Origin of the sequence: Acinetobacter sp. NIPH1876, assembly GCF_022808535.1 — a bacterium.
GTDB lineage: Bacteria > Pseudomonadota > Gammaproteobacteria > Pseudomonadales > Moraxellaceae > Acinetobacter > Acinetobacter higginsii.
In genome coordinates this window covers 39,569-63,398 of the sequence record NZ_JALGBR010000010.1, presented here as the reverse complement: position 1 = coordinate 63,398, position 23,830 = coordinate 39,569, and the positions used below count along the sequence as shown (strand labels likewise).

General features: G+C 39.4%; 23 protein-coding genes and 1 pseudogene. 11 read left to right on the top strand and 13 right to left on the bottom strand.

The features are described 5' to 3' along the window. Nucleotides 1-134: 134 nt before the first annotated feature. Entirely contained in the window at nucleotides 135-404 is a 270-nt protein-coding gene (locus MN869_RS12065) for a PspC domain-containing protein (RefSeq protein ID WP_171550679.1), read from the top strand. A 72-nt stretch (nucleotides 405-476) separates the two neighbouring features. Here MN869_RS12065 and MN869_RS12060 read toward each other — a convergent pair whose 3' ends face one another. The 3 genes and pseudogenes from MN869_RS12060 to MN869_RS12050 form a co-directional block, all read right to left on the bottom strand. Then, a complete protein-coding gene (locus MN869_RS12060) occupies nucleotides 477-1,577 on the bottom strand; it encodes an HPP family protein (protein WP_243307629.1) in 1,101 nt (366 codons plus the stop codon). A 120-nt stretch (nucleotides 1,578-1,697) separates the two neighbouring features. Next, a complete protein-coding gene (locus tag MN869_RS12055) occupies nucleotides 1,698-2,114 on the bottom strand; it encodes a lysozyme inhibitor LprI family protein (protein ID WP_243307627.1) in 417 nt (138 codons plus the stop codon). Between the two features lie 192 nt (nucleotides 2,115-2,306). Next, a pseudogene (locus MN869_RS12050) lies at nucleotides 2,307-2,600 on the bottom strand (hypothetical protein); the annotation flags it as partial. 602 nt (nucleotides 2,601-3,202) lie between these two features. Between MN869_RS12050 and MN869_RS12045 the strand changes: the two are divergent. Further along, complete coding sequence (locus MN869_RS12045) at nucleotides 3,203-4,615, top strand: DASS family sodium-coupled anion symporter (RefSeq protein WP_243307623.1); 1,413 nt, start codon at nucleotides 3,203-3,205, stop codon at nucleotides 4,613-4,615. Nucleotides 4,616-4,664: 49 nt separating this feature from the next. Here MN869_RS12045 and MN869_RS12040 read toward each other — a convergent pair whose 3' ends face one another. Both MN869_RS12040 and MN869_RS12035 read right to left on the bottom strand, forming a co-directional pair. Beyond that, complete coding sequence (locus tag MN869_RS12040) at nucleotides 4,665-5,456, bottom strand: TIGR03915 family putative DNA repair protein (protein ID WP_243307620.1); 792 nt, start codon at nucleotides 5,454-5,456, stop codon at nucleotides 4,665-4,667. 2 nt (nucleotides 5,457-5,458) lie between these two features. After that, nucleotides 5,459-6,721 (bottom strand): putative DNA modification/repair radical SAM protein, encoded by a 1,263-nt coding sequence (locus MN869_RS12035; protein WP_243307618.1) that lies wholly within the window; start codon nucleotides 6,719-6,721, stop codon nucleotides 5,459-5,461. A 785-nt stretch (nucleotides 6,722-7,506) separates the two neighbouring features. On the opposite strand from MN869_RS12035, the gene glyQ reads away from it, so the two are divergent. Together glyQ and glyS are read left to right on the top strand one after the other, a co-directional pair. Further along, the gene (gene glyQ, locus MN869_RS12030; protein ID WP_004775941.1) at nucleotides 7,507-8,496 is read left to right on the top strand and encodes a glycine--tRNA ligase subunit alpha; all 990 of its coding nucleotides are present in this window, start codon (nucleotides 7,507-7,509) and stop codon (nucleotides 8,494-8,496) included. After that, on the top strand, nucleotides 8,496-10,565 hold the full coding sequence (gene glyS / locus MN869_RS12025; protein WP_243307616.1) for a glycine--tRNA ligase subunit beta: 2,070 nt from the start codon (nucleotides 8,496-8,498) through the stop codon (nucleotides 10,563-10,565). Before glyQ ends, glyS begins: the two co-directional genes overlap by 1 nt. Nucleotides 10,566-10,612: 47 nt before the next feature. Here glyS and MN869_RS12020 read toward each other — a convergent pair whose 3' ends face one another. The 3 genes from MN869_RS12020 to MN869_RS12010 are packed head-to-tail and all read right to left on the bottom strand — an operon-like array spanning nucleotide 10,613 to nucleotide 13,835. After that, nucleotides 10,613-11,335, bottom strand: coding sequence for a retron system putative HNH endonuclease (locus tag MN869_RS12020; RefSeq protein ID WP_243307614.1), 723 nt, complete (start codon nucleotides 11,333-11,335; stop codon nucleotides 10,613-10,615). Continuing rightward, nucleotides 11,332-12,894 (bottom strand): AAA family ATPase, encoded by a 1,563-nt coding sequence (locus MN869_RS12015; RefSeq protein WP_243307612.1) that lies wholly within the window; start codon nucleotides 12,892-12,894, stop codon nucleotides 11,332-11,334. Before MN869_RS12015 ends, MN869_RS12020 begins: the two co-directional genes overlap by 4 nt. Beyond that, nucleotides 12,891-13,835: a retron St85 family RNA-directed DNA polymerase gene (locus MN869_RS12010; RefSeq protein WP_243307610.1), complete on the bottom strand. Its 945-nt coding sequence runs from the start codon at nucleotides 13,833-13,835 to the stop codon at nucleotides 12,891-12,893. The genes MN869_RS12015 and MN869_RS12010 overlap by 4 nt, the downstream gene beginning before the upstream one ends. A gap of 379 nt (nucleotides 13,836-14,214) precedes the next feature. On the opposite strand from MN869_RS12010, the gene MN869_RS12005 reads away from it, so the two are divergent. Then, nucleotides 14,215-14,640 (top strand): hypothetical protein, encoded by a 426-nt coding sequence (locus MN869_RS12005; RefSeq protein ID WP_243307599.1) that lies wholly within the window; start codon nucleotides 14,215-14,217, stop codon nucleotides 14,638-14,640. Between the two features lie 224 nt (nucleotides 14,641-14,864). Next, entirely contained in the window at nucleotides 14,865-15,269 is a 405-nt protein-coding gene (locus MN869_RS12000; protein ID WP_243307597.1) for a hypothetical protein, read from the top strand. A 94-nt stretch (nucleotides 15,270-15,363) separates the two neighbouring features. Here MN869_RS12000 and MN869_RS11995 read toward each other — a convergent pair whose 3' ends face one another. Both MN869_RS11995 and MN869_RS11990 read right to left on the bottom strand, forming a co-directional pair. Continuing rightward, a complete protein-coding gene (locus MN869_RS11995; RefSeq protein ID WP_243307593.1) occupies nucleotides 15,364-16,719 on the bottom strand; it encodes a S8 family serine peptidase in 1,356 nt (451 codons plus the stop codon). A 76-nt stretch (nucleotides 16,720-16,795) separates the two neighbouring features. Continuing rightward, the gene (locus tag MN869_RS11990) at nucleotides 16,796-17,107 is read right to left on the bottom strand and encodes a hypothetical protein (protein WP_243307591.1); all 312 of its coding nucleotides are present in this window, start codon (nucleotides 17,105-17,107) and stop codon (nucleotides 16,796-16,798) included. Nucleotides 17,108-17,726: 619 nt separating this feature from the next. Here MN869_RS11990 and MN869_RS11985 point away from each other — a divergent pair. Next, the gene (locus MN869_RS11985; protein ID WP_243307589.1) at nucleotides 17,727-18,335 is read left to right on the top strand and encodes a hypothetical protein; all 609 of its coding nucleotides are present in this window, start codon (nucleotides 17,727-17,729) and stop codon (nucleotides 18,333-18,335) included. A 65-nt stretch (nucleotides 18,336-18,400) separates the two neighbouring features. Here MN869_RS11985 and MN869_RS11980 read toward each other — a convergent pair whose 3' ends face one another. Next, nucleotides 18,401-19,672, bottom strand: coding sequence for a hypothetical protein (locus MN869_RS11980; protein ID WP_243307587.1), 1,272 nt, complete (start codon nucleotides 19,670-19,672; stop codon nucleotides 18,401-18,403). A gap of 121 nt (nucleotides 19,673-19,793) precedes the next feature. Here MN869_RS11980 and MN869_RS11975 point away from each other — a divergent pair, with 121 nt between their 5' ends. Together MN869_RS11975 and MN869_RS11970 are read left to right on the top strand one after the other, a co-directional pair. Then, entirely contained in the window at nucleotides 19,794-20,573 is a 780-nt protein-coding gene (locus MN869_RS11975; protein ID WP_243307584.1) for a class I SAM-dependent methyltransferase, read from the top strand. Nucleotides 20,574-20,592: 19 nt separating this feature from the next. After that, nucleotides 20,593-21,156: a hypothetical protein gene (locus MN869_RS11970; RefSeq protein ID WP_243307582.1), complete on the top strand. Its 564-nt coding sequence runs from the start codon at nucleotides 20,593-20,595 to the stop codon at nucleotides 21,154-21,156. 52 nt (nucleotides 21,157-21,208) lie between these two features. Here MN869_RS11970 and MN869_RS11965 read toward each other — a convergent pair whose 3' ends face one another. Continuing rightward, on the bottom strand, nucleotides 21,209-21,772 hold the full coding sequence (locus MN869_RS11965; RefSeq protein WP_023271237.1) for a hypothetical protein: 564 nt from the start codon (nucleotides 21,770-21,772) through the stop codon (nucleotides 21,209-21,211). 161 nt (nucleotides 21,773-21,933) lie between these two features. On the opposite strand from MN869_RS11965, the gene MN869_RS11960 reads away from it, so the two are divergent. Beyond that, entirely contained in the window at nucleotides 21,934-22,569 is a 636-nt protein-coding gene (locus MN869_RS11960; RefSeq protein WP_243307580.1) for a class I SAM-dependent methyltransferase, read from the top strand. Here MN869_RS11960 and MN869_RS11955 read toward each other — a convergent pair. After that, nucleotides 22,563-23,033, bottom strand: coding sequence for a Holliday junction resolvase-like protein (locus MN869_RS11955; RefSeq protein WP_005317883.1), 471 nt, complete (start codon nucleotides 23,031-23,033; stop codon nucleotides 22,563-22,565). The two genes, MN869_RS11960 and MN869_RS11955, sit on opposite strands and share 7 nt — an antisense overlap. Before the next feature lie 130 nt (nucleotides 23,034-23,163). Here MN869_RS11955 and MN869_RS11950 point away from each other — a divergent pair, with 130 nt between their 5' ends. Further along, nucleotides 23,164-23,808 carry a ParA family protein gene (locus MN869_RS11950; RefSeq protein WP_243307578.1) on the top strand — a complete coding sequence of 215 codons (645 nt, stop codon included), beginning with the start codon at nucleotides 23,164-23,166 and terminating at the stop codon, nucleotides 23,806-23,808. Nucleotides 23,809-23,830: the final 22 nt, after the last annotated feature.

The following is a 23,830-nucleotide window of genomic DNA, read 5'->3' as shown; positions in this document are numbered from 1 at the left end:
ACAACTTAACTAATCTCCCATCTGTTTAAACTTTAAAAAGAGCAGTTCGCCCCTATTTCTTAATTAACAGCAGCTCAAACTGACACTATTTATTATTTTCACTGTTGTTTCATGAATTTAAGGAGACAAACTCGATGGCCAACTCTGGTTTATATCGCTCAAACCAACAAAGCATGATCGCTGGTGTAATGGGCGGTATTGCGGAACGATTTGGTTGGAACGCAAATTTATTACGTCTGATCTTTGTTGTGATCTCACTCATGAGTGCAGCCTTCCCAGGTATTTTGGTGTATCTGATTTTATGGCTGGTCATTCCGAAACAGCAGCAAGCGCGTGTTGATCACGTACAAAGTTATTCACAGCCTGTAAAAACAGTGTATGAAGACCAAGGCATAAAACGTTAATTTTCGGTTACCTTTTTGGTCGCTACGGTTGAAATTACCCCTAATCCAACCGTAGCTTTTTTTTATCTAAATTTAGACCTGTCGATTCAACTGTTGTTGCAAAGCTGCAATCATATCTGCACGGCTGATAATCCCAATCAAGCGCTGTTCTTCAACCACGGGGATATAGTTAAACGACTTTTCTACAAAGTAAGGTACCAAATCCTGAATAGGCTGTGTGGGACTCACCGTCACGACTTTATGACTCATGATTTGTCGCACATAGTGCTGCCACGAATTACGCGGATCTGCTGCACCCTTGAACCACTCTACCACTTCATATAAGGCCAAAGTCCCGACCAAATGCTCTTCCGCATTCACCACTGGCAAACTCATTAAATTCACAGCTTTAAACTTATCTAAGGCCTGATGAATATCATCATGCTCATGCAGTTTAATCACATCTCGGCTCATAATATCCTGACAAACGAATAAGTTAATCAAGCGCTCGTTGGCATGCGATTGTGCTTCTAAAATAATTTTTTCTAAATCGTACTGACTAATATCCAATAGCTCAGTGTGATGCTCTAAAGCATATTCAATATCTTTCGGTTGAATTGAGACTTTCTGAGTCGGTGTCGGGTCTTTAGAACGCTCATTTACATGTGCCGTAATCGGATAATGACGACCAATCAGACGATTAAAAAACACTGCAAACACAAGCAATAAAATCGAATTAAGCAGGACTGGATACAAGATGAAATGAAAACCTAAGCGGTGTACAGCTTCGCCTCCTAGAACTGCGGTAATCGCGACTGCTCCACTTGGTGGATGCAAGGAGTCTGTGGTCATCATCACAAAAATTGCCAATCCAACAGCAACACTAAAAGCACTGGTCAGATCAGGCAGATATTGTGTACAGGCGACGCCAATGAATCCTGCCAGCGTATTACCCACAATAACATTCCAAGGCTGCGCCAACGGACTGTTGGGTACTGCAAATAGCAGCACAGAAGATGCCCCCATCGGCGCGATATACCATGCATTCATGCCACCTAGGACATACCAGCTAATCAAGGAGGAAATCGCCAAACCACATAAAGCCCCGAGACCAGAGAGCATCCTCTCTTTTAAAGGCAGGACTTTATAATTCGGTTTTAGAAAATTTAGCCAGTCTGATTGGGTCAAGCTCACAATGCACCTTGGTGGATTCGCGTGGTTTTACTCGATGCAGCAGTATACGCCTACTCCGACTTAAGGTGTATTTAAATTACAGTTTTAAATCATAACGAAAGTAGCTCAACCTAAATCTCATTAATTTAAATATTCTTTTAGCTGTTCCAATCGCTCTGCATATTTTTGCATCGGACAAAATTCATACATCGGTGAACCGATATAAGCTCCTGCATTCCGGCATTCTTGATCCACAAAATTTTTCCAGAGTTGTTGCGATTTCATAATGTCGTTATATCGTTCTGGTTGCTTATATTCCTTGCTTTGAATTTTAATTTGATCCAGTAATTGTACAATTTGCTTGGTGTAGCGTGTTTTAGTTCTGGTACTACAGATTTCCACCACTGCATTATTGATATTACCCAATTTTAGCTCTTGAATGGTTTCGTCAACACATTGGCTATAAGGTTCTATGGTTTTATCCTGTGCTTTGGCAAAAGCATGAGTACTCAAACACGTCATTGCAAGCAATACAACTGTGAACCTTAATTTAGTCATTGATCTGCTCTTTTGTTGTCATTATCTTTTAAATCATCATCAAACATTGCTGCCCAGCTTTTTTGAGAAGCAGGAATCACGACTAAAATTTTTACATTCTCTTTTAGATAAAACAATACGAAAATCGATCAGAACATTGGATATATAAAAGAAGCAGCCAGCGCTTAGGCTGCTTCTTCGCACATAATGGGATTAAGATGTTTTTGCGACACCCAACCAAGTAAAGGCAGTGGGTACATCATTCAGCTGAATGGTTTGTTTGATTTTTAGATTGTTCAAATCCAGCTCTACAATCGTTTTTGCTTGTGTATCATTCATGAAAATCGTATCTGTCGCTGCATTGACTGCTAGACGGCTTTTTGCAAGTTCGGTTGCATTGACGTTCGCAATTGCTTTGATTTGCCCAAGACGTTTCCAGTTTTGACTATCAATCACATGTACAACACCCACACTATCCAGAATCGCCAAATGATGACCTGATGTATCGACCACCAATACACCATCTTCACAACCAAAAGCCACACAATGCACCGAAGGCAGAGGATCCCCTTTCTTTTAAAGGCAGAACTTTATAGTTGGGTTTTGGAAAATTTAGCCAGCCTGATTGGATCAAACCCACAATGCACCTTGCTGGAATCGCAAAGTTCTACTCGATGCAAAAGTATACGCCTAAGCGCCATTAAGGTGCATTTAAGTTATATTTTTAACCGTATGCAAATCGAACAACTGAGATAATTTATTTTTACTAATTCAGGTCATATTTAAATAAAAGATATGTCTTTATGTATCTATCATTTTGATTTTTTCAGGGTTATTGATACTTTCAACAACATGTGTGTAATTAACACTCAGTGTAAGCAAAATACCTCTAGCCACCGTCGAGCCAGTTGTTATTTTTATTTCCCATGATTTAGGAGCCCATATGATCTGACGGCGAGTTCACTAACTCTGTTTTAAGTTACTTCTATTTTGCAAATTTGCTTAGGCTTCTTTTAATTTTAATGCCTATTTTTTTATTCGCTATTTCATTTAGCACATCAAAGCGTTTTAAAACTGGTTGTATCTTCACGCTTTAATAAGGATATTGTATGAATGTACCTCACTTGGAAACCCCAACCAATGCAATGCCCAAAGGTCTATTAAAAGGCTGGATCATTATTAGCATTGCAACTTTGCTATCTTTGGGTCTCTATCAAGTTTTACCTTATGATGGACATGCCAATAAAGGTTTGAGTCTTTTATTGTTTATTGCCATTTTGTGGCTAACAGAAGCAATTCACATCACCATTACCGCCCTGCTGGTACCTGTTTTGGCTGTACTAATCGGAATGCCCTCAGACAGCAATGGTGAGCTGGTGCCTATTAGTACCAGTAAGGCATTAAGCACTTTTGCCGACCCGATTATCTTTCTATTTTTTGGTGGCTTTGCACTTGCAACAGCACTGCATATCCAAAAGCTTGATCGCAAAATTGCCATGTGGATTATCTCTATGTCCCGAGGGCATTTGGGTCTTTCCGTTCTGACCATTTTTATCGTTACTGCCATTTTATCCATGTGGATTTCTAATACTGCGACAGCAGCGATGATGCTTCCTTTGGCACTAGGGCTATTATCACATTTAGATATTGCCAAAGAACGTAAGACTTTTGTCTTTATTCTACTTGGAATTGCCTATTCTGCCAGTATCGGTGGTTTGGGAACACTGGTCGGCTCTCCGCCGAATGCCATTGCGGCCAAAGCACTGGGCTATGACTTTACAGACTGGATGAAAATCGGCCTGCCCATGATGCTAGTGATCTTACCTGCCATGTTAGTGAGCCTATATTTGGCATTACGTCCAAAACTCAATCATAAAGTTGAGTTTAAAACAGAAGATATTCCTTGGACCAAGATGCGTATTGCCACCATGCTGTTATTTATCGCTACAGCTATGGCTTGGATTTTCAGCAAGAGTATCAGTGAAATGTTTGGAATTAGTCAGCCTGATACTTGGGTAGCGCTAAGCGCAGCATGTTTGGTGGTCATTTTAGGAACTGCGACATGGAAAAACATTTCTGATAATACCGATTGGGGCGTCTTGATGCTATTCGGGGGAGGTTTAACCCTGAGTGCGGTACTTAAAGATTCAGGAACCTCTTTAGTACTGGGCCAGACTTTAGCCAATGCCTTTGGCGATACTTCACCTTTGCTGATCATTATTATTGTTACTGCCTTTATTATTTTCTTAACCGAATTTACCAGCAATACAGCTTCCGCAGCATTGTTGGTTCCCGTATTTGCAGCCATTGCAGATCAAATGGGCATGCCTAAAGAAATTCTCGTGATTGTCATCGGTATTGGCGCGTCATGTGCCTTTATGCTTCCCGTTGCAACACCCCCTAATGCCATTGTGTTTGGTACAGGCTTTGTACAACAAAGCGAGATGATGAAAGTCGGTATTATCCTCAATGTGCTATGTGTTGCACTTATTTCAAGTTTTGTTTATCTATTCTTTCTCTAATAAAAAGCGCTTCGGCGCTTTTTTATATTTTAAATAGATAAATCGTTACTCAAATCAATTTTTCATTCAAATAACGCCAATAGCGTTTCGGCAAATATTGCACATGTAATTTGATATTTTGACGTGCTTTAATATTGATACTATTAAAATAATCTTTCCAAAGCTGATCGTATAAAACTTCCTGCTCATCAAGCTGCAACTGGAAGCTTTGGCTGCCGCCATTTTGCAGATTGCGATCGATTTCATTTGCATCCATACCAATCTCATGGACATCATTTAAATCATAATAAAGTCCATATTTGCGCTGTTCATCATAAATCAGCCAACGTTGATCCTGATAACGGCGTCTAAAATGCGGTTGAATCAAAGGCAGTACATTAAAATCGGGTCGGACCAAACTTAAAAACAGTCCATCTGTGGTTTTCTTAAACCGTACAAAAGCCTCCATCCGATGCTTTTCACGCCCTACTTTTTTGGTCCATTGCGAAATGGCCAGCACACTCGGATGTAAATAATCTTTTTCTATAGAATGCTGCTGTTGAAACACATAAATACAGTAATCAAAAAGATGCTGATAGGCATCAAGTGACTCAGAGAGAGAAGCAAAATAAATCTGCTTTAATGCTGCTTTAGACAGTTTTTGTTGTAAAGCAGACCAAACCCGCTGTGCGTGCTGCTCATGACTCGGAACCTCAATAACCTCAGAAAACAAGCGATGTTGTGCTCCATCCAATAAACAAAGCTGAACCTGAAACTCTTTAAACTGAAAGGCACGAAATACGCAGCTCAACAAGCCTGCCATTGAACCATCAAAATAATAGCTCAGTTGCTCGTTTGACATCACTAAAAGCCTAAACTCAACTGAGGTGAAAGCGGCTTGATATATTTAGATGAGCCTTGGGTTAAAATCTGCTGACGGATAAAACTAGCAGAAAGTTCTTTCTGAAAGCGAAGACTGTCTTCACAACGAATAAAATATTGTGCACGTGAATAAGCCACACCCAACTGCTTTAATAGGTCGATGTGGATTTTGCCAAAACGACGCGCCTGTACAATTTTCTTGGCTGATTTCACCCCGATACCCGGCACGCGTAAAATCATAAGGTAATCAGCTCGATTTAAATCCACAGGAAACTGTTCAGGATGCCGCAATGCCCAACTGAGTTTTGGGTCAACGTCTAAATCCAGATGTGGGAATCGTTCATTCACGATTTCATTGACCTGAAAGCCATAAAAACGCATCAACCAATCGCTCTGATACAGTCGATTTTCGCGTAGCAAAGGCGGTGCAGAGCCAACCGCAGGTAGGTAATTATTCTCGGTATTAATCGGGATATAGCCTGAGAAATAGACTCGCTTTAATTTAAACTCTTTGTAATGCCGATCTGCCATAAACAGCACATCCTGATCGGTTTCCTGATGTGCACCCACCACCATCTGCGTAGTCTGCCCTGCGGGGACATATTTCGGCACATGCTTGATAATCTGACGTTCATCTTTAAGCTGAATCAAGCGATCACGAACCAGCCCCAAATCTTTTTGTACTTCTTGATGCGACTTTTCTGGGGCAAAGGCTTTTAAACCGACCTCGGTTGGCATTTCCAGATTAATACTCATTCGGTCGGCATACAGACCCGCTTCATGAATAAATTCAGGGGAAGCACCTGGAATGGTTTTAAGATGAATATAGCCATTAAAGTTTTCTTCTAGGCGTAGTTTCTTCACCACTTGCAGCATACGCTCCATGGTGTGATCGGCTGACTTGAAAATACCTGAGCTCAGAAATAGCCCTTCAATATAATTACGTCGATAGAAATTAATGGTCAGGTCAACCACTTCTTGTACCGTAAATGCAGCCCGTTTCACATCATTGGAACGGCGCGACACACAATAGGCACAATCAAAAATACAAACATTGCTGAACAGAATTTTCAACAAAGAAACACAGCGTCCATCTTCGGTATAGCTATGACAAATCCCTGCCCGACTCGCGTCACCTAAACCTTTGTCTTTATTTTTACGGTCACTACCGCTGGAAGAACAGGACACATCATATTTGGCAGCGTCCGCTAAAATTTGCAGCTTTTCACGAATGCGATCAGACATTTCAAACGACCTGAAGAAAACAGAGAATATCGTTTAAAAATTAACATTTCAAAGTTGTGAAATTAAGAGCATGTGAGATGCAATACGTCATGAGCTGACGTATAGTTGTGGGCCGAGGATTTGTTATGATCAAAAATTAAGATAATTCAATGCAATAGCTTGATTAACTCTACAGCTTAAATATAAGCAATTGAAATAAATAAAGATTAAAATACCATGAACACCATACTTCAAAAACTTGCGCAACCATTCACTCAAAAACTGATTGTCAGTAAAGTACAAATTTGGCGCTGTTTGATCCAAACCCCCTTCTATGCCTGCATTCCCATCTATCTTATATTGGTGGCTTTTTTTGCACCTGATCATTACTTTTCCATAGAAATATTCAAAGTATGCTATGAGATGTTCTTGCTTGTCCTGTACATTGCCTTGATCTATTTCATTCTGGTTTTTCTTCCAAGCTATTTTGTACAGCTGTTGCTACGAAAATACCAAGTGCTGTATTTCTTTTCGATTATAGCTTATGCCCTTTTATTTACTGTTATTGTCCCGAGCTTGATCATTATTTTAAATACCGCTCAAATCAATATTATCCCATTCAGATTCTTTGTTATTCTCTGTTTTTTCTCTCTTACATTTGCCCTGACCAATTGGATGCTATTACTCAGAGCAACAAATAAATCTAAAACCTGTTCAAAGCTGAAATTCCCCAACTAGCCTTTGCCACTCACCACCAAAATCCTTATACTTAAGCACAATTTTTGTTTGATTCCAGTGGATGCACCATGAGTCGTGCTATATCGCATATTGATACATTTCAGGGCTTAATTCTTGCCCTACAAAACTATTGGGCGGAGCAAGGCTGCGTCGTATTACAACCATATGATATGGAAATGGGCGCAGGTACTTTCCACACTGCAACCTTCTTACGTGCATTGGGGCCAGAAACCTGGAACGCGGCTTATGTTCAACCTTCACGTCGTCCGAAAGACGGTCGTTATGGGGAAAACCCGAACCGTTTACAACACTACTATCAGTTCCAAGTGGTACTTAAGCCAAACCCAGACAATATCCAGCAGCTTTATCTCGATTCATTAAAAGCAATCGGCATTGATACACTCACACACGACATCCGTTTCGTCGAAGACAACTGGGAATCTCCAACCCTTGGGGCTTGGGGCTTAGGTTGGGAAGTTTGGTTGAATGGTATGGAAGTGACTCAGTTCACTTACTTCCAGCAAGTTGGTGGTATTGAATGCTATCCAGTCACAGGTGAAATCACTTACGGCCTAGAACGTCTGGCGATGTACCTGCAAGGTGTAGACTCAGTTTACGATCTGGTTTGGACCAAAGGTCAATTCGGTACCGTCACCTATGGTGATGTATTCCATCAAAATGAAGTTGAGCAATCAACCTATAACTTCGAATACGCACCAGTCGACAAGATGTTTGAATTGTTTGACTTCTATGAAGCAGAAGCCTCTCGTTTAATCGAAGCTGAATTGCCACTTCCTGCTTATGAGCAAGTCATCAAAGCCTCTCATTGCTTTAACTTGTTGGATGCACGTGGTGCGATTTCGGTGACTGAACGTCAACGTTATATTTTACGTGTCCGTACTTTGGCTCGTTCAATTGCTCAAAGTTATGTGGCTGCCCGTGCCAAACTCGGCTTCCCAATGGCAGAACCACATTTGCGTGATGAAGTATTGGCTCAACTTAAAGCACAAGTTGAAGCAGAAGCAGCCCAAGCTGAAAAAGCGAAGGAGAATAAATAATGACTCAACATACAGTTTTATTCGAACTTGGCTGTGAAGAACTTCCACCCAAAAGCTTAAAAACTTTGCGTGACGCACTCAAAGCAGAAACTGAAAAAGGCTTAAAAGATGCAGGCTTAAACTTTGCCTCAATCGACGCTTATGCTGCACCACGTCGTTTAGCGTTGAAAATTGTTGATATCGATGCGGCTCAAGCGGACACACAAAAACGTTTTGATGGTCCTGCTGTACAAGCGGCTTATGATGCTGAAGGTAATGCAACCAAAGCACTTGAAGGCTTTATGCGCGGTCAAGGCATTACCGTTGACCAGCTTTCAACTTTCCAAGCTGGTAAAGTTGAAAAAGTATGCTTCTTGAAAGATGTCAAAGGTCAAAGTCTTGATGTTTTATTGCCACAAATTTTACAGACTGCATTGGATAACTTACCAATCGCAAAACGTATGCGTTCAGCGGCAAGCCGTACTGAATTCGTACGTCCAGTAAAATGGATGGTATTGCTGAAAGATGATCAAGTGGTTGAAGCAACCATTCAAGATCACAAAGCAGGTAATGTGACTTATGGTCATCGTTTCCATGCACCTGAAGCCGTGACTTTGGCACATGCAAATGACTACTTGGCAACGTTAGAACAAGCCTATGTGGTTGCGAACTTCGAAAAGCGTCAAGCGACGATTCAAGAGCAAGTGAAAAAGTTAGCTGATGAAGTCAATGCGACTGCGATTGTGCCAGCAGACTTGCTTGATGAAGTGACTAGCTTGGTTGAATGGCCAGTTGCTTTACGTGCGACCTTTGAAGAACGTTATTTGGCCGTTCCTCAAGAAGCATTGATTACCACTATGCAGGATAACCAAAAGTATTTCTGCTTAATCAATGCCGAAGGTAAATTACAGCCTTACTTCATTACCATTTCAAATATTGAGTCGAAAGATCCGATTCAAATTATTGAAGGGAATGAGAAAGTTGTACGTCCTCGTTTGTCTGATGCGGAATTCTTCTTCTTACAAGACCAAAAGCAACCGCTTGCATCTCGTAAAGAAAAATTAGCCAATATGGTGTTCCAAGCGCAATTGGGTACGCTGTGGGATAAATCAGAGCGTATTGCAAAATTAGCTATAGCATTGTCTCCAATTACGGGTGCCAATGTTACTGATGCTGAGAAAGCAGCATTACTTGCTAAATGTGACTTAACTTCTGAACTCGTGGGTGAATTCCCAGAACTTCAAGGGATTGCAGGTACTTACTATGCTCGCCTTGAAGGTGAGAATAATGAAGTTGCCGAAGCTTTAGGTGAGCAGTATTTACCGAAATTTGCTGGTGATGTATTACCGCAAACCAAGACAGGTACAACCATTGCCCTTGCGGATCGTTTAGATACATTGGTCGGTATCTTCGGTATTGGTCAAGCGCCAACAGGTTCAAAAGACCCATTTGCATTACGTCGTTCTGCAATCGGTATCTTACGTTTAATCATCGAAAATGAACTTGATGTGACCATCGAAGAATTGGTGAACTTTGCCTTGCAAGGTTATGGCGACATCATTAAAGATCATGATAAAACCCGTGCAGATGCAGTGGCTTTCCTTGAAGGTCGTTACCGTGCTAAGTATGAAGATCAAGGCGTTGCGGTTGATGTGATTCAAGCGGTACAAGCGCTTGCACCAAAATCTCCACTTGATTTTGACAAGCGTGTAACTGCAGTCAACCATTTCCGTACCTTACCAGAAGCGGCAGCATTGGCTGCAGCCAATAAACGTGTTGCCAATATTCTTGCTAAAGAAGCGACTCCTGAAGGTGCAGTGGTTGAAGCCAATCTGGTAGAAGCTGCTGAAAAAGCACTTTATGCAGAATTGTCTGCCCTCACGCCTGTGGTTCAGCCTTTGCTTGCTGCACGTAATTATACCGAAGCATTGTCTAAGCTTGCTGCGCTTCGTGCACCAATTGATGCCTTCTTTGAAGGTGTAATGGTGATGGCAGATGATGCTGAATTAAAAGCCAACCGTTTACGTTTACTCGCTCAATTACGTGATTTATTCACGGCAATTGCAGATGTAAGTGTATTGCAGGGTTAATTTACTTTTTATAAAAGCCCGCTTTTAGAAGCGGGTTTTTTTATACCTTATTCATATGAAATGAAATCAAGCTTACATGTATAAAATTTCATATTAGTAGCTGTATTCGAAAATAAAGCTTCTTTTAGAAAGTCTAAGGCTTCCTCTGGTGTCTTACCACTTCTTGTTAAGTTTTGAAATTGATTGCCCATTTCTTCTCTAATTTTTTCTCTTGCTTTCATTAAATATGTTGTTTCATTTAAATTAAGCTTTTCAATCGAATTTTGTGCCAACTCTTTAAAGTCGTCAGGACAATTCTCCAAAACTTTCATAAGTCCATTTTTTTCAAAGGTAAATATCTTAGCATCTTTTGGTATTTTTAAAGGATTCAAAATAATTTTTGTCCAGTTTTTTTCTTTTTTTATGGCATCACAATGTAAATCTGGAGAAGTATAACGATCATCATCAATATGATTTCTTGACCCACCATGACAACAACCAAATAAATTACTCCAAGTTAAATGTGCATTTTCGTTTGTCTCAGGAATAGGTGTCAGTGATTTAGGGTAAAAATGTTCTACCCGGAAATCCTTAATTGGACTTTGATCGGATATATCAAAATTTGTTTCGCAATAACAACATATGCCTAGCTGATCAAGCTTAATAGTTTCCTGTACGACTTTATATGCTTCTTGAGCTTCATTACTAAAATTTGTCCATGTTGCTTGTTCATTATTTCCCAAATAATTAGCTAATCCTTCTGGGCAAAATGATTTATCTATATATTTCATTTCTTTAAACGCTTCAATTTTTTTAACGAAATTTCAATATCAAGTTTATCCAACTCAATTTCCTTATTTTTCCCCCATACATCTAATTTATGCCGTAAACTTTCAGCTTCTTCAGAATCCCACTGATCCTCATTAACTAATTTAATATATCGTTCTAGCCACTGGACTTCGTCAACATCTTGAGGTCGAGAATCCACATAAAAAACATTTTCTAATACAACATTAGACTCTGCCCCTTTTGTGAAATTAGGAATACTGTATTTATTTCTATCCGAATCCATATAAATAGAACGAATGCATTCAGGCTCAACCGTCGTTATAACATGGGGACTATGAGTGGTAACGATAAACTGAATATTAGGGAAGGATTGTCTTAATATTAAAACAACCTTTTGTTGCCAACTCGGATGAAGATGAAGCTCAATTTCATCAATTAGAACAATACCCTGACCTAAAAAAGGATTATCTAAAGAATCATTTAATAAAATCAGCCTTCTAGCAATATCTCCAATTAACCCCAATAGTACTCTCTGCCCATCAGAAAATTGATGTAAATAGATAGACTGATCACCTAGATTTAAAACCACCTTATCTTTACCATCATCTTCATTAACAAGTTGTATGTGAGTTAAACTAGGATATATTTTTCTAAATAAATCCTCTAAAAGTTCAATTGTTTTTTTTGACTTATTTTTAGTAGCATTATTAGGATAAAGCTTAAGAATTGACATTAAATCTTCATACACTTCATACAAGGGGTTATCTTTAATATTAGCTCCTGCATTTACTAAAACCTCAATTTGAGATTCTATTTTTATTTTCTCGACAGTATTAAAATTTTTCTTAGAAATCTTTAATATTTGAATTAACCAATCAACAAATGTACTAAAAGTTGCTTTATCATTTAAAGATTGATCATAGGCATCAATCTTCCCAAACTCCATTTTTTTTGTTTTTCTTCCTGTTATTTGCAAACGATCTATTCCATAGTAAGAAAACAAAGGTAAATCAATATCTGCATAGTCATTCAATATACGAAAGTTACGACCTAACTCACGATACATTGTTAATTCACTTTTTAAATTACTAGGTATCCCATCCGGAGGACATGCTAACCGCCCTTTATAATTAGATATACTCCCTATCTTAAAGTCACAATCAATATATGCACCCTTTTCTTTGTTGTTATTGTTTATTTCATCTTTATCAACTGAACCACCATTCGTATTTTCTTTACGGGTAGTAGCTGCAATCCACATCAAATTTCTGCGTATGGCTTCTAATAAACTTGTTTTCCCAACCCCATTTTCACCAACAAATACTATTAAGTTTTGGTGAAACTTCATCTTAAAATCTAAAATTTTTTTAAAATTATAAATAGTAATTTCATTTAAATAAAAAGATGATTTAAGAGTTTTAACTACATGTTCAAAAGCTAATCTAGCTTCTTCATCATTTTTTTCAAAATCTTGTGCCCCATCTTTATAATTCAAGAATACTTGAACTGCTGCTTCAAAATTTCCACTCAGTGCATTACTGAGTAAATGACGTGCACTCATACCCCCCTCCCTGCGCGGATTTTATTAATTATTGATATTGTATATTTTCTCTCTAAAGAATATAAAAAATTAGGCTCTACATATTGTATAAAACCTAAATATCCTTTTAAATAGTTTAAGTCCTCCACGGATATATTCTCCTTTACAAACCTATGAACCAAATGCTTAATATAACGTTTTTTTGCTCGACCAATAGAAATAGAGCTATCATTCGTTATTGTTAACCCTGTTACATGTCTATTGTGCTTTTTAGAAGAAAAGACAGTCTTAAAATGATTAATCTGAATTTTTTGACCATAGAACTTTATTAAAAATTTTCGTACACATTCTGGAATATCAAAAAGAACTTTAGATTTCTTAGTTGAAAAAGTTAAATCATCCGCATAACGAGTATAAGTGATACCATTCTGCTTACAATAATTGTTTAACTCTTGATCGAATGAATACATCAAAAAATTAGAAATATACGGAGAGCTAGGTGCACCAATACTAAGTACAAGTTTTTTGGAGTATTTACTTGGTCTCCAAAACAGTACTTTTTCTAATAATTCCTTATCTAACCAATCAAAATTTAATTCTTGCCTTTCACATGCATGCCAAAATAATGTAGGTGTAATTGAAGTAAAAAAGTCTATAAAATCCATTTTTAAAAAAAAGGAATTTTTTGAATGCATTTGAGCATTCTGTTTTATATCTTTTCCTTGAATATAAGCCATACTACACTCATGAGTAGGCAAATGATCTTTTAGAATTGATATTATGAATCTTTGATAATCTTTTAATTCTGGAGTTGGTTGAGCTATTATTCTTGTACCTGAAGTTCTTTTTGGTATCTCATAAACTTTATATTTTCTTGGAGCATCAACAAAAAAAACGAACAACTCTTTAGGAGACTTAGAGTAATGTTTGGTCAATTGTTTAACGACATCAATATTGGACATAAATTAGCCTAGTTAAAAAAATTTGAGGGGAAATATTCCCCTCAAACTTGATACTCTTTACTATAGAGCAAAAGTTTCAATTGTTTGCGAATATGTGCGTGAGCAAACATATGAGCGAACAATTTAAACTTTTGTTCTTCAAATGCAGTCAATAAATTAGAGTCTGGCTAAACACCCGACTAGACTTGTTAAGTCCTAAAAGCTAAAGAGTAAAAATATAATAAATCAGTCTCATCAACCAAACAATCGAAAATTTTTAACTTTTGCATATGAATGTCGTAAAAAAGTATCAATTTCATATCATCCCCACTCTTTTCTTCGCTCCAACGATAAGATATAAAATCTCGATTGCGACGCTATCGCTGAAAGGACAGAAAAGATGATGAATAAAGTACAAATATTATGTGTTACGACTGCACTAGTGGCATCGTCTTCTCTATGGGCAGCAGAAACAGCCAATAACACGACAACCAATGCACCCAATGCTGTCCCTGAAAAAGCCATGCCCTATGGCGACAATCCAAGTCTAGGACGTGTCTTATTGTATAAAACAGGCAAAGGCATGCAGAATTTAGGCGATTCAATCCAAGGTGCATCTGATAACACCTCACAAAAGATCAGTGAAAGATGGCAAGACACCAAGAAATATACGGAAGAACAATCTGAAGTTGTTCAAGCGCAAACTGAAAAAGCCAAGCAATACACAGCCAAGAAATGGCAAGATACTAAAGATGCAGTGGTTGGCACCAATGAAGGCAATGTCCCAATCGAACGAGCTGAACTCAGCCAGCCATCAAAAAACTAAGTCCCAAAGCCTCTACAACCTAGAGGCTTTTTTTATAATGGGTAATTGAATGAAATAATGCCTTATTTGTATCTGATGCAAAACAATTTACTTATATTGCTTCTGTTATAGTGATTTGAAAAATAGGCTTTAAATTTACAGTGTACGCTCAAAACATTCATTGAACTTCACGGGTTTTGCCGACAGACTCAATCGTATAAATTCATCGGACTGGAATTTTGCACATGACGCAACGCACTTTCAAAATAACTCTTCTTTCCTGCATCAGTGCAATCGGCTTGACTGCTTGCTCAGCACTTTCTACACAGAACAATGGCACACAAACATTACAGCAAGTGAAAAATATTGGTGCCACACCATCCACTGAAGGTAATATGGCCAAACTAAGCAAACAAGACCAACACTGCAACATCGAATTTACGGGATATTTTGATGGTGGTCAGGCGGTTGAACATTGGCGCTTCGACCAAAATGGTTTAATTTCAGCAAGCTCGACCACTCAACACTATCAAGATAAAACGCTTGCTCAACCCGCAACCGCCTTTGATGTGCAAGATGCTACTGTTCAAGCCAATTTTCACAAACTACAAAGTAACTTTAGTACGGACAAGCTAGCACAGTGTCATTAAGTCGATAAAAAACGCGTTGCATCTATCTCTAGTTGCAACGCGTCATGGCTTTTTTAAACTATTTTTGGATCAATCTTTAAACTATAAAATAATCTTAATTCGAACTGAGTCCGCTGGTTGCAGACAGTAAATCAATACGTGGGAACACCAAACCAGTTCGCGTATCGGTAATTGGTTTACCTGTCACTCTTAAACGATTTACGGTTTGATCGATAGTCTCTGATGGGGTCACGCCATTGGCACGTAATAATGCAATTGCCCCAGCAACATGAGGCGCTGCCTGTGAGGTTCCGCCTTGAGTTTCACCACCCGCGGTAATCATTGCACCCGGTGCCAATAAAGTCACCAAAGAACCACCATTACTAAAGCATGTGATTTTATCGGCTGCTGTGGTTGGATCAGAGCATTTCAACGGATTACCCCAAGATACACCACCAATATTACTGTCGTACACCGCGCCTACTCGTACTGCACCTTTTACACAGGCTGGTGAAGAAATTCCATCTGCAAAGGCATCATTACCCGAAGCCACTACAGGTACAACACCTGCCGCACGTGCATTGGCAAAAGCCGTACTATAGCTACTATTGCTACATTCAGAGGTATATTTCACCCCAGGTACACCCAAGCTTAAATTAATCGCCTTAATGTTATAGGTTTGCGCATTATTTACGGCCCAGTTAATGCCTGCCAGAATGTCGCTGTCATAGGCGGTACTTGCCCATTGCCCTTGTGATCTGACTTTTCTAAACACATCTATCCCAATAATTTTGGTTTTAGATGCGACCTTGGCAACAATCCCAGACACATTACTGCCATGCCCATCATCATCCAGACTATTGTCATCTGGTGCACTATCAAAGGCATAGACCACACGACATGTTGAAGCTGGGGTATTGACTGCAGTACAACCAAAGTCAGCATGTTTATAATTCACCCCAGTATCAATCACCACCACACTCGAACCCTCCCCAGTAAAGCCATTTGTGACCGCTTGAGGCTGGTTAATTAACGGTAGACTTTCCATTGTGGTCGGAACATTTTTACGGTTTGGATAAACACCTTTGACATTTGGATCATTCAAGACCTGTGCCAGCGTCTCCCTATTCTGAATACGATATAAGCCTAAAGGTAAGCCATTAAACTCACGCAAGGTTTGAAAACCTGCTGCGTTGCTAAATTTATTTTTGAATTGACTTTTACCCTCCGCAATCAGGCTACGTTTTTCTCGCCCTAAAGTGGTGCTCGTTGCACTGCTATCGTATTCAATCAGTAGATCATTTGAATCATTGTCGACTAAGGCATCAATATTAATTTTGCCATTCGACACTTTATTTAATGCTGCGGTGCTGAGTCGTTGTTTGAGTTGGACAGCATCGAGTGCCGCAGCTGAGGTTGTGGTGGTATAAAAAGCACACAGGCTTAAAAGTAGTAAGGTTTTATTGTTCACTATTGATCTCCATCGTTCTTGGATAAAGAACGGTTCTTAATATCTGTTTTTCTTGGATAAAAGAAGCCCAGACGATTTAAAGTTTTTTAATTTCATTGGCTGGATCAGTGTCAGGATCAATCGGTTGTATCGAAGGATCGCTTTTGGTGTCATAAAATTGGGTATCTTTTTGAGTTGTCTCCAATTTTTTCAACATATTTGATGTGGTATGTTCGGTTGTGTTCACCTCCTGTTTAGTTAAAACGGTTGAAATATTTCCTGAATGATCAGGGTTGATCTGATAAATTGCGGTATCATCCGTTGAACTGGTTGGTTCGGCAGGTTCAAAGTAGAAAACCACCACACCCAGTGCAATCAATACAATTAAAAATGCTGCAATCTGTTTCATTCATATTCTCCAGCGCTTTATTTACTGGCCATTACTTGGTTTTCAATTCTTTTTCTATAAATAATGCGAATACAATTTAAGATTCACTTTATATTTCACATATATATTTAAATAAAATACGATCTGAATCGTGGGTTTATCAAAAAATATAGCGGCATCATGGTGTTTAATCTTGTGCTTCCTGGTGCATAATTTCTATGCGCAGCAAACACGATGAAAAAAATGAAATCACCCAAAAAAGTGCAATCACAATTTCACATAGTTATACCAAGCAATAAAAATGCCATTTTTTTGATCTTTTTTGAATCGGTTTAAAGCTATTTATTTATTCATAATTTTCATATTCATTTAGATAAAATATAACCAGAAGAGTAGCTATATTATTACCATTACTTTTATCAAAATTGATTTACTACAATAATTTATATTAATTAAAAAACTATACTTTTCACGTGCTTGCCAGCATAAATAATCTCCACAGTTTCTCTCCAGATTGTTTTTAAGCTGTAATCTGGTTGTAACGTTTTGATGAAATCCATAGATTTCTACTTTTTGCTGGCTATGATGCAATTGCGTTGATGAAGTACCTCAATACGGTACATCGCTTAAGGAAATCGCAATGAAAAAAATGATCAAAACAGCTATCGTGACAACCTCTATCCTTGCTTCTGCTTCAGTTTTTGCGCAGAACGTAGGCGCAAATGCCAGTGGCTCAGCTCAAGTCAATGTACAATCAGGTGGCCTACTTAAAGGTGTCACAGGTGCAGTGAAAGGCACAGCACAAGGCGTCGGTCAAGTGGCTCAAGGTGTTGGTCATACTGCGCATAATGTCGGCCATGCTGCAGTCAATACTGGCGTTGCAGCAACTCAAAAAACTGTAAGCACAGCAACACAGGTGGGTTCACAAGTCGCAAATAAAACCGGTGAAGCTGTAAAAACCACAACCAATTATGCCGTAGACAAAGCTGTTGATGGTAAGGAATTGGCTGCGGATACGACTGCAAATGTAAAACAACGTATCGCAGATAAACAAGCAACTTCTAAATCATTGAATTTGGAAGCACAAACCAATGCTCAGGCACAAGTGAATGGTAAAACAACTGGTGTAAATGCAAAAACCGGCTTGAATGCCGATAAAAAGAACCTGCAAACAGGTGCAAATGTTGGCGTTAAAGTGTTAGGCGTAAATGCCAACGTCAATACCAATGCAAAAATTGGTGCGAATTAACACGATGTAAGATATAAAAAAGCCCTTTGAATATTCAAAGGGCTTTTTTATTGAAATAAGGTTATTCAACATAATTGCAGTTTGGTCTGTTCATCTGCATTATTTTCGATGAAATGAGTCAAACCTTGTGCATCACAACATAGGCTCAGTTGTTTATAGCTCAGGCTATAAAAATCGGCATAGTGTTTAAACACCAACGGCGATTGATCCAGTGCAAAGGGTTCACCCTCTTTGACCAGTTTATGAATACCACGATCATTCATCGTGAGGAAATAGTATTCATCATTCAATCTTAACTTGACCAAGCTATTGGCCGTCAGGTTTAACGGCAATAGATAGGCGGAATTGGCCGCAATAATCTCGGCGCTATAGCACTCTAATTTCAAGCTTGCCAGATTAAAGACCAAAAACTGATTCTGTACATTCACCACATTGGCAGCTTGTGCCTCGGTATGTTGCACAAAATGCAAATGTACACCCAGCTTATGTAAATTCTGTTCAGTGCCTTGTTTTAGATTAAACAGCTGCTGTACCAGTTTTTGTTTAAGTACCGCATCAAAATAACGCTCATCTAAGGCAATGTCGTTCTGTTGCAGTATTTTTAATAAAGCCTGATGGTGGCGCGGTAACAAAGCATCCAACACATGTCGATAATAGAATTTGCTTTGCTTTTTAACCTCTCGAACCCGCTGATAGAAATAAGTGATTTCAAATGGTTTAACCACAAAATCATTCAGCAACTGGGAACTTGCCAACACCGAAAGTGCTTCATGGCCTGTAAATGGCAAATGAATCACATGCATTTTAGGCAATAAAGGTTGGATCTTTAAGAAATGCTCTTTATCTTCTGCATAGTACGGATCGTAGACAATGATGTACTCACGCGATGAATCGACTTCATCTGCCTGAATTTGCATGTCTTGATGGATAGACGCATCAAAAAACTCAGCATAACGACGATCTTGTACCACATCTGGATCAATCGAATACTGCGGTACAAATGCCACAATCTTTTGCATATTCAATAAATTTGAATACTTGATTGCTGCATAGCCGCCCATTGAGCCGCCATAGCCGACAATGCCTTTAAATTGTTGCAAAATTGGTTGAATCTGCTGCTGCATCTGCAACATGCTACTTTTCGGAAACCATGATTTTTGCTTCGGCATAATGCCGATCACATTATATTGATATTTTATTAAGGATTTTTCAGCATTAATAGACATGCCTTTAGCGCGACTAATCAAATCGCCAAACGAAATCACTAAAGTGTCACTTGAACCTTTTAAAAAAATAACGCGAATATGCTCATCTTCAAATATTATTTGCTTATCCATGCTCACACTGAAAAGTTGATCCTAGGTCTGTAGCAAAAAGTCACCAAATGATGGCTTTGCCAAACCATAATTGCGGAGTATCTTATTTTATAGAGATAAGACAGATTAAAAAGCGCAAAAAATGACACAATCCTTACATCCTGCTGCTCAAAAAGGCTTTAGTTTAGGGGCTGAACTGTACCAGCAAGTTCGCCCCAGTTACCCGCAAGAAATAGCGGTTTGGCTGCAAGATCGCCTCCAAATAGGTGAAAATTCCACTGTTGTTGACCTAGGTGCAGGGACTGGCAAATTCTTACCCTACCTGATTCAGACACAGGCAAAAGTGATTGCGGTCGAACCTGTCACGGAAATGTTACAGCAGCTTCAACAAGCCTATCCGACCGTCGATTGTCGGCAAGCATTCAGTAGCGAACTACCATTCGCCGATGCATCAATTGATGCCATTCTCTGTGCTCAGTCGTTTCATTGGTTTGCCAATATCGAAACCTTAACAGAAATGCATCGTGTGCTCAGCCCAGTAGGCCATCTAGGGCTGATCTGGAATCAGCGCGATACTGCTGTCGATTGGGTCAAAGCCTTGGCTGATGAAATTGCACCTTTAGAAGGTGATACTCCCCGTTATCATAGTGAATTATGGAAACAGGTCTTTGAAGGACAATCTTTATTTAAACTGGATGGATTAACAACATTTCAACAGGCGCATCAGGGCACTGTCGAACAGGTGGTGAGTAAACGCTTGCTGTCTACTAGTTTTATTGCCGCAATGCCCTCAATAGAGCAACAACAACTCAAAGCAAAGTTTGAACAAATTGTATTTGATTTTACAGGCTTAACTGCGCAAGATCAGATTAGTTTCCCCTATACGACTTTTGCCTACCATTTTCAGAAAATATCCAACTAATTCTTGAACGAGCTCTGCTATGCCTAATCTAAAAACCACATTTGCCCTTACTTGTGTACTGAGTTCAGCGCTGGTGCTCAGTGCGTGTAATAAGGACAAAGAGCCAGCTGCAAAGCAACAACAGCAAAGCAGCGCAAGTAATGACGCGATCGGTCAACTCAATCAAACACCGATCAAGCAATTCCCTGCCACAGCAGATGATGGACACGATATTGCCGTATTAGAAGACTATGATCATCGTTTTACCGACATGAGCGATAGTATGGAAATGGAATTGGCCAAGATGAAAGAAGCCAATAGCCTCACACCTGAATTCGAGCAGCAACGTCAAAAAGATAATGTGAACTCAGCGTTGAAGATGCTCAAAGAGTTAGAACTCAAAACTGAACAGGGCCGCTATATTCAAGGTTTGCTTTATGATTATTGGGAGCATCAAGCCCAAGTCTTGGAACAAGCCAATACCGCTCAAACGACAGATGCGAATCAGCAGGTCAATCAGCTGAATGAATATCTACACGCGCAAAGCCAGTTGCATCACTGGAGAAATGCGCAAACAGCTGAAAGCAAAATGCAAGCTGAGTAACTGAAATAAATAAAAAAGGGGCTGATGCCCCTTTTTTATTGCAAATTCATTGTTAGATATTCTGCTTCTCAATCCAGTGAATGGAACTCACACGAAATAACTCACATGCGCCATCACCTACTCCACCTGGGGTTAAAGAAGATTTCCACACCAAGTCCTTATCTCGAACTTCGACCAGCTCACCTTTGAGTTGAACCAAGTCACCGCGTTTCACTTGCTTGATTTGTTTGGCAATCTCTGGATTGGCAGGAATAATATGCATATTGGACACCAGTTTGATCGCTTGATCGGGTGGCACAGGCAGTGTATTCATTTTCCAATTCAAATAACGATCATATTGACGCACATCAATCGTTCGGGCGATTGCAGGATCAGTAAACGCACCCAAACTCACCGCATAGTCAATCGGAGAAAATTTGGCTTGCTCATCATCATGATAAACTTTTGAACCAAGAATACGGAAATTACCATCAAAAGGTTTTAATACCGAAATCGATTGATATTCCACAACTGGCGCTAAGCCATTGGCAATATTATATTCTGCCTGACCCGTTGATGCATGTGTTTGCCCAATTGCAGCCACCATGCATAAACTCATCCATAGACGTTTTTTCATGGCTCGATTATCCTCGAAAATATTAGAAAAGCCTTTCTCTTGATAGTATGCTGAGATAGTGAAAAAAAGTGCTTTTTTTGGTAACAATCAAACTCACTTTAGTCATATTTTTGTGCTGTTAGTGAAGTATCCTCTTTATTAAAACCAACGAATGGATCTCTATGATTTACCAATTTTACCAACGTCATATCTTTCCTCATTTGCTCAATCAGGTCATGCAAACCGCCAGCTTGATGGATCAACGGCGTGAATTACTGCTGCCGATTGAAGGTGAAGTGCTCGAAATTGGTTTTGGTACAGGGCTAAATATTCCGTTTTATGGCAATGTTGATTCAGTGTACGCCTTAGAGCCCAATCCTGATATTTATCAATTGGCCATTGAACGGGTACAACATGCACCGTTCTTTATTAAGCATGTACAATCCAGTGCAGAAAAACTCCCCTTTGCAGATGCCTCTTTAGATCATATTGTGTCAACGTGGACACTGTGTAGCATTGCTGATCTTGAACAGGCCTTAGCCGAAATACATCGGGTACTCAAACCAACCGGAACCTTTCATTTGGTTGAGCATGTCAAACATCCAAACTCGACAAAAATCCAATCTTTGCAAACGCTGCTGACGCCAATTCAAAAACGTATTGCCGATGGTTGTCATCTAAACCGAGACATTGAACGCCAGCTCTTGCACGCCAAATTTAAATTCATCGAAAAACAATATTTTGATGCAGAAGGTATTCCTGCTGTGGCACAAACAATGCTGTTGGCGCGTGTACAAAAATTAGAAATACCTCATTGACCTTCAAAATCGATTCGCAAGGTTTCAAAACGAATACGCCCTTCTGTGACCGCTTGAGCAATCGCCTGCTGCCCTTTGCTTAAGCGTGCGCCACCACTTTTAATATCCAGTAAAATCACTTCAATATCTTCGGCTGTGCCATCGCCATCTCGAAAGTCGGTATAACCATCAAAAATAACGTAGTCAACAGGATCACCTAAAAACTTGGCATCGCTGGGTAAATAACGAAATTCTGGTAGGATCGGTGCAAACTGCTCCGCCATTTTGCCTTTCAATACCGCACGGCTGGTATTCACACTACGCTTCTGCGCATCAAGCAAAGCCTGCTTATGTTCTAACTCTAGTTCAGCAATATATTTTTCATACTCAGCCTGAATCCGACCATTACGGGTGCTGGATAAAATAATCGTGGTGATCACGACACCAATACAACCACCAATCAGCATCGCCAACCAAACCGACATAGCAACTTTCCTTCTCTTGAATGCAGCTATTTAACTGCAACATTAAACTTTTGTCATGTGTAACACACTTGACCGAAAAAGATGCTAAGGTATAAACGAATACGAGAGCCTAGTTAATAAATCTAATTTCATGAAAACCATATTAATCGCAAATCAAAAAGGTGGCTGTGGCAAGACCATGACAGCTATTACATTGGCTGCAGCACTATCTCAAAAAGGATATAAGGTTGCGCTGGCTGACGCTGACAACCAAAAATCGTCTTTGCAATGGCTCAAGCAACGTCCTGAAAACGTCACAGGCATTCAGAGTCTGGATTGGCGACATGAAAAATCGATCGGTGAAGCACCCAAGAATTTAGATTATTTGATTATTGATGCGCCTGGTGCACTTTCAGGTGAGCATGCAGAGCAATTGGTCAGCGAAGCGCATGCGATTGTGACACCGTTGCAACCATCGTTCTTTGATATCGACAGTACCCGTCGCTTCTTAAAACATTTACAAGACATTAAACGTATTCGTAAAGGCAAGGTACAAATCCTGTTGATTGCCAATCGTGTCAAACCGAATAGTGCCAGTTCCAAAGATATTCAGGACTTCTTTAGCAAGATTGAACAAGATCCTGTGGCATGGATTTCAGAACGTAGTGCTTATGGCACATTGGCAATGCAAGGGCTGAGTGTGTTTGATAAAACCCAGAAAAACTTTGTCAGTATCCAAAGCCAATGGCAACCTGTTTTAAATCAATTGGTCGATGATCCAAGCGAGTGGTTCTAAGACTTTGCAAAGAAACGTAATC

Coding starts and splice junctions, on each gene's coding strand:
- MN869_RS12045 (WP_243307623.1), top strand. CDS start 3,203: ATGAATGTACCTCACTTGGAAACCCCAACCAATGCAATGCCCAAAGGT.
- MN869_RS12005 (WP_243307599.1), top strand. CDS start 14,215: ATGATGAATAAAGTACAAATATTATGTGTTACGACTGCACTAGTGGCA.
- MN869_RS11985 (WP_243307589.1), top strand. CDS start 17,727: ATGAAAAAAATGATCAAAACAGCTATCGTGACAACCTCTATCCTTGCT.
- MN869_RS12040 (WP_243307620.1), bottom strand. CDS start 5,456: ATGTCAAACGAGCAACTGAGCTATTATTTTGATGGTTCAATGGCAGGC.
- MN869_RS12065 (WP_171550679.1), top strand. CDS start 135: ATGGCCAACTCTGGTTTATATCGCTCAAACCAACAAAGCATGATCGCT.
- MN869_RS12015 (WP_243307612.1), bottom strand. CDS start 12,894: ATGAGTGCACGTCATTTACTCAGTAATGCACTGAGTGGAAATTTTGAA.
- MN869_RS12035 (WP_243307618.1), bottom strand. CDS start 6,721: ATGTCTGATCGCATTCGTGAAAAGCTGCAAATTTTAGCGGACGCTGCC.
- MN869_RS12020 (WP_243307614.1), bottom strand. CDS start 11,335: ATGAAATATATAGATAAATCATTTTGCCCAGAAGGATTAGCTAATTAT.
- glyS (WP_243307616.1), top strand. CDS start 8,496: ATGACTCAACATACAGTTTTATTCGAACTTGGCTGTGAAGAACTTCCA.
- MN869_RS11955 (WP_005317883.1), bottom strand. CDS start 23,033: ATGTCGGTTTGGTTGGCGATGCTGATTGGTGGTTGTATTGGTGTCGTG.
- MN869_RS11960 (WP_243307580.1), top strand. CDS start 21,934: ATGATTTACCAATTTTACCAACGTCATATCTTTCCTCATTTGCTCAAT.
- MN869_RS11975 (WP_243307584.1), top strand. CDS start 19,794: ATGACACAATCCTTACATCCTGCTGCTCAAAAAGGCTTTAGTTTAGGG.
- MN869_RS11990 (WP_243307591.1), bottom strand. CDS start 17,107: ATGAAACAGATTGCAGCATTTTTAATTGTATTGATTGCACTGGGTGTG.
- MN869_RS11970 (WP_243307582.1), top strand. CDS start 20,593: ATGCCTAATCTAAAAACCACATTTGCCCTTACTTGTGTACTGAGTTCA.
- MN869_RS11980 (WP_243307587.1), bottom strand. CDS start 19,672: ATGGATAAGCAAATAATATTTGAAGATGAGCATATTCGCGTTATTTTT.
- MN869_RS11965 (WP_023271237.1), bottom strand. CDS start 21,772: ATGAAAAAACGTCTATGGATGAGTTTATGCATGGTGGCTGCAATTGGG.
- MN869_RS12000 (WP_243307597.1), top strand. CDS start 14,865: ATGACGCAACGCACTTTCAAAATAACTCTTCTTTCCTGCATCAGTGCA.
- MN869_RS11950 (WP_243307578.1), top strand. CDS start 23,164: ATGAAAACCATATTAATCGCAAATCAAAAAGGTGGCTGTGGCAAGACC.
- MN869_RS12010 (WP_243307610.1), bottom strand. CDS start 13,835: ATGTCCAATATTGATGTCGTTAAACAATTGACCAAACATTACTCTAAG.
- MN869_RS12055 (WP_243307627.1), bottom strand. CDS start 2,114: ATGACTAAATTAAGGTTCACAGTTGTATTGCTTGCAATGACGTGTTTG.
- glyQ (WP_004775941.1), top strand. CDS start 7,507: ATGAGTCGTGCTATATCGCATATTGATACATTTCAGGGCTTAATTCTT.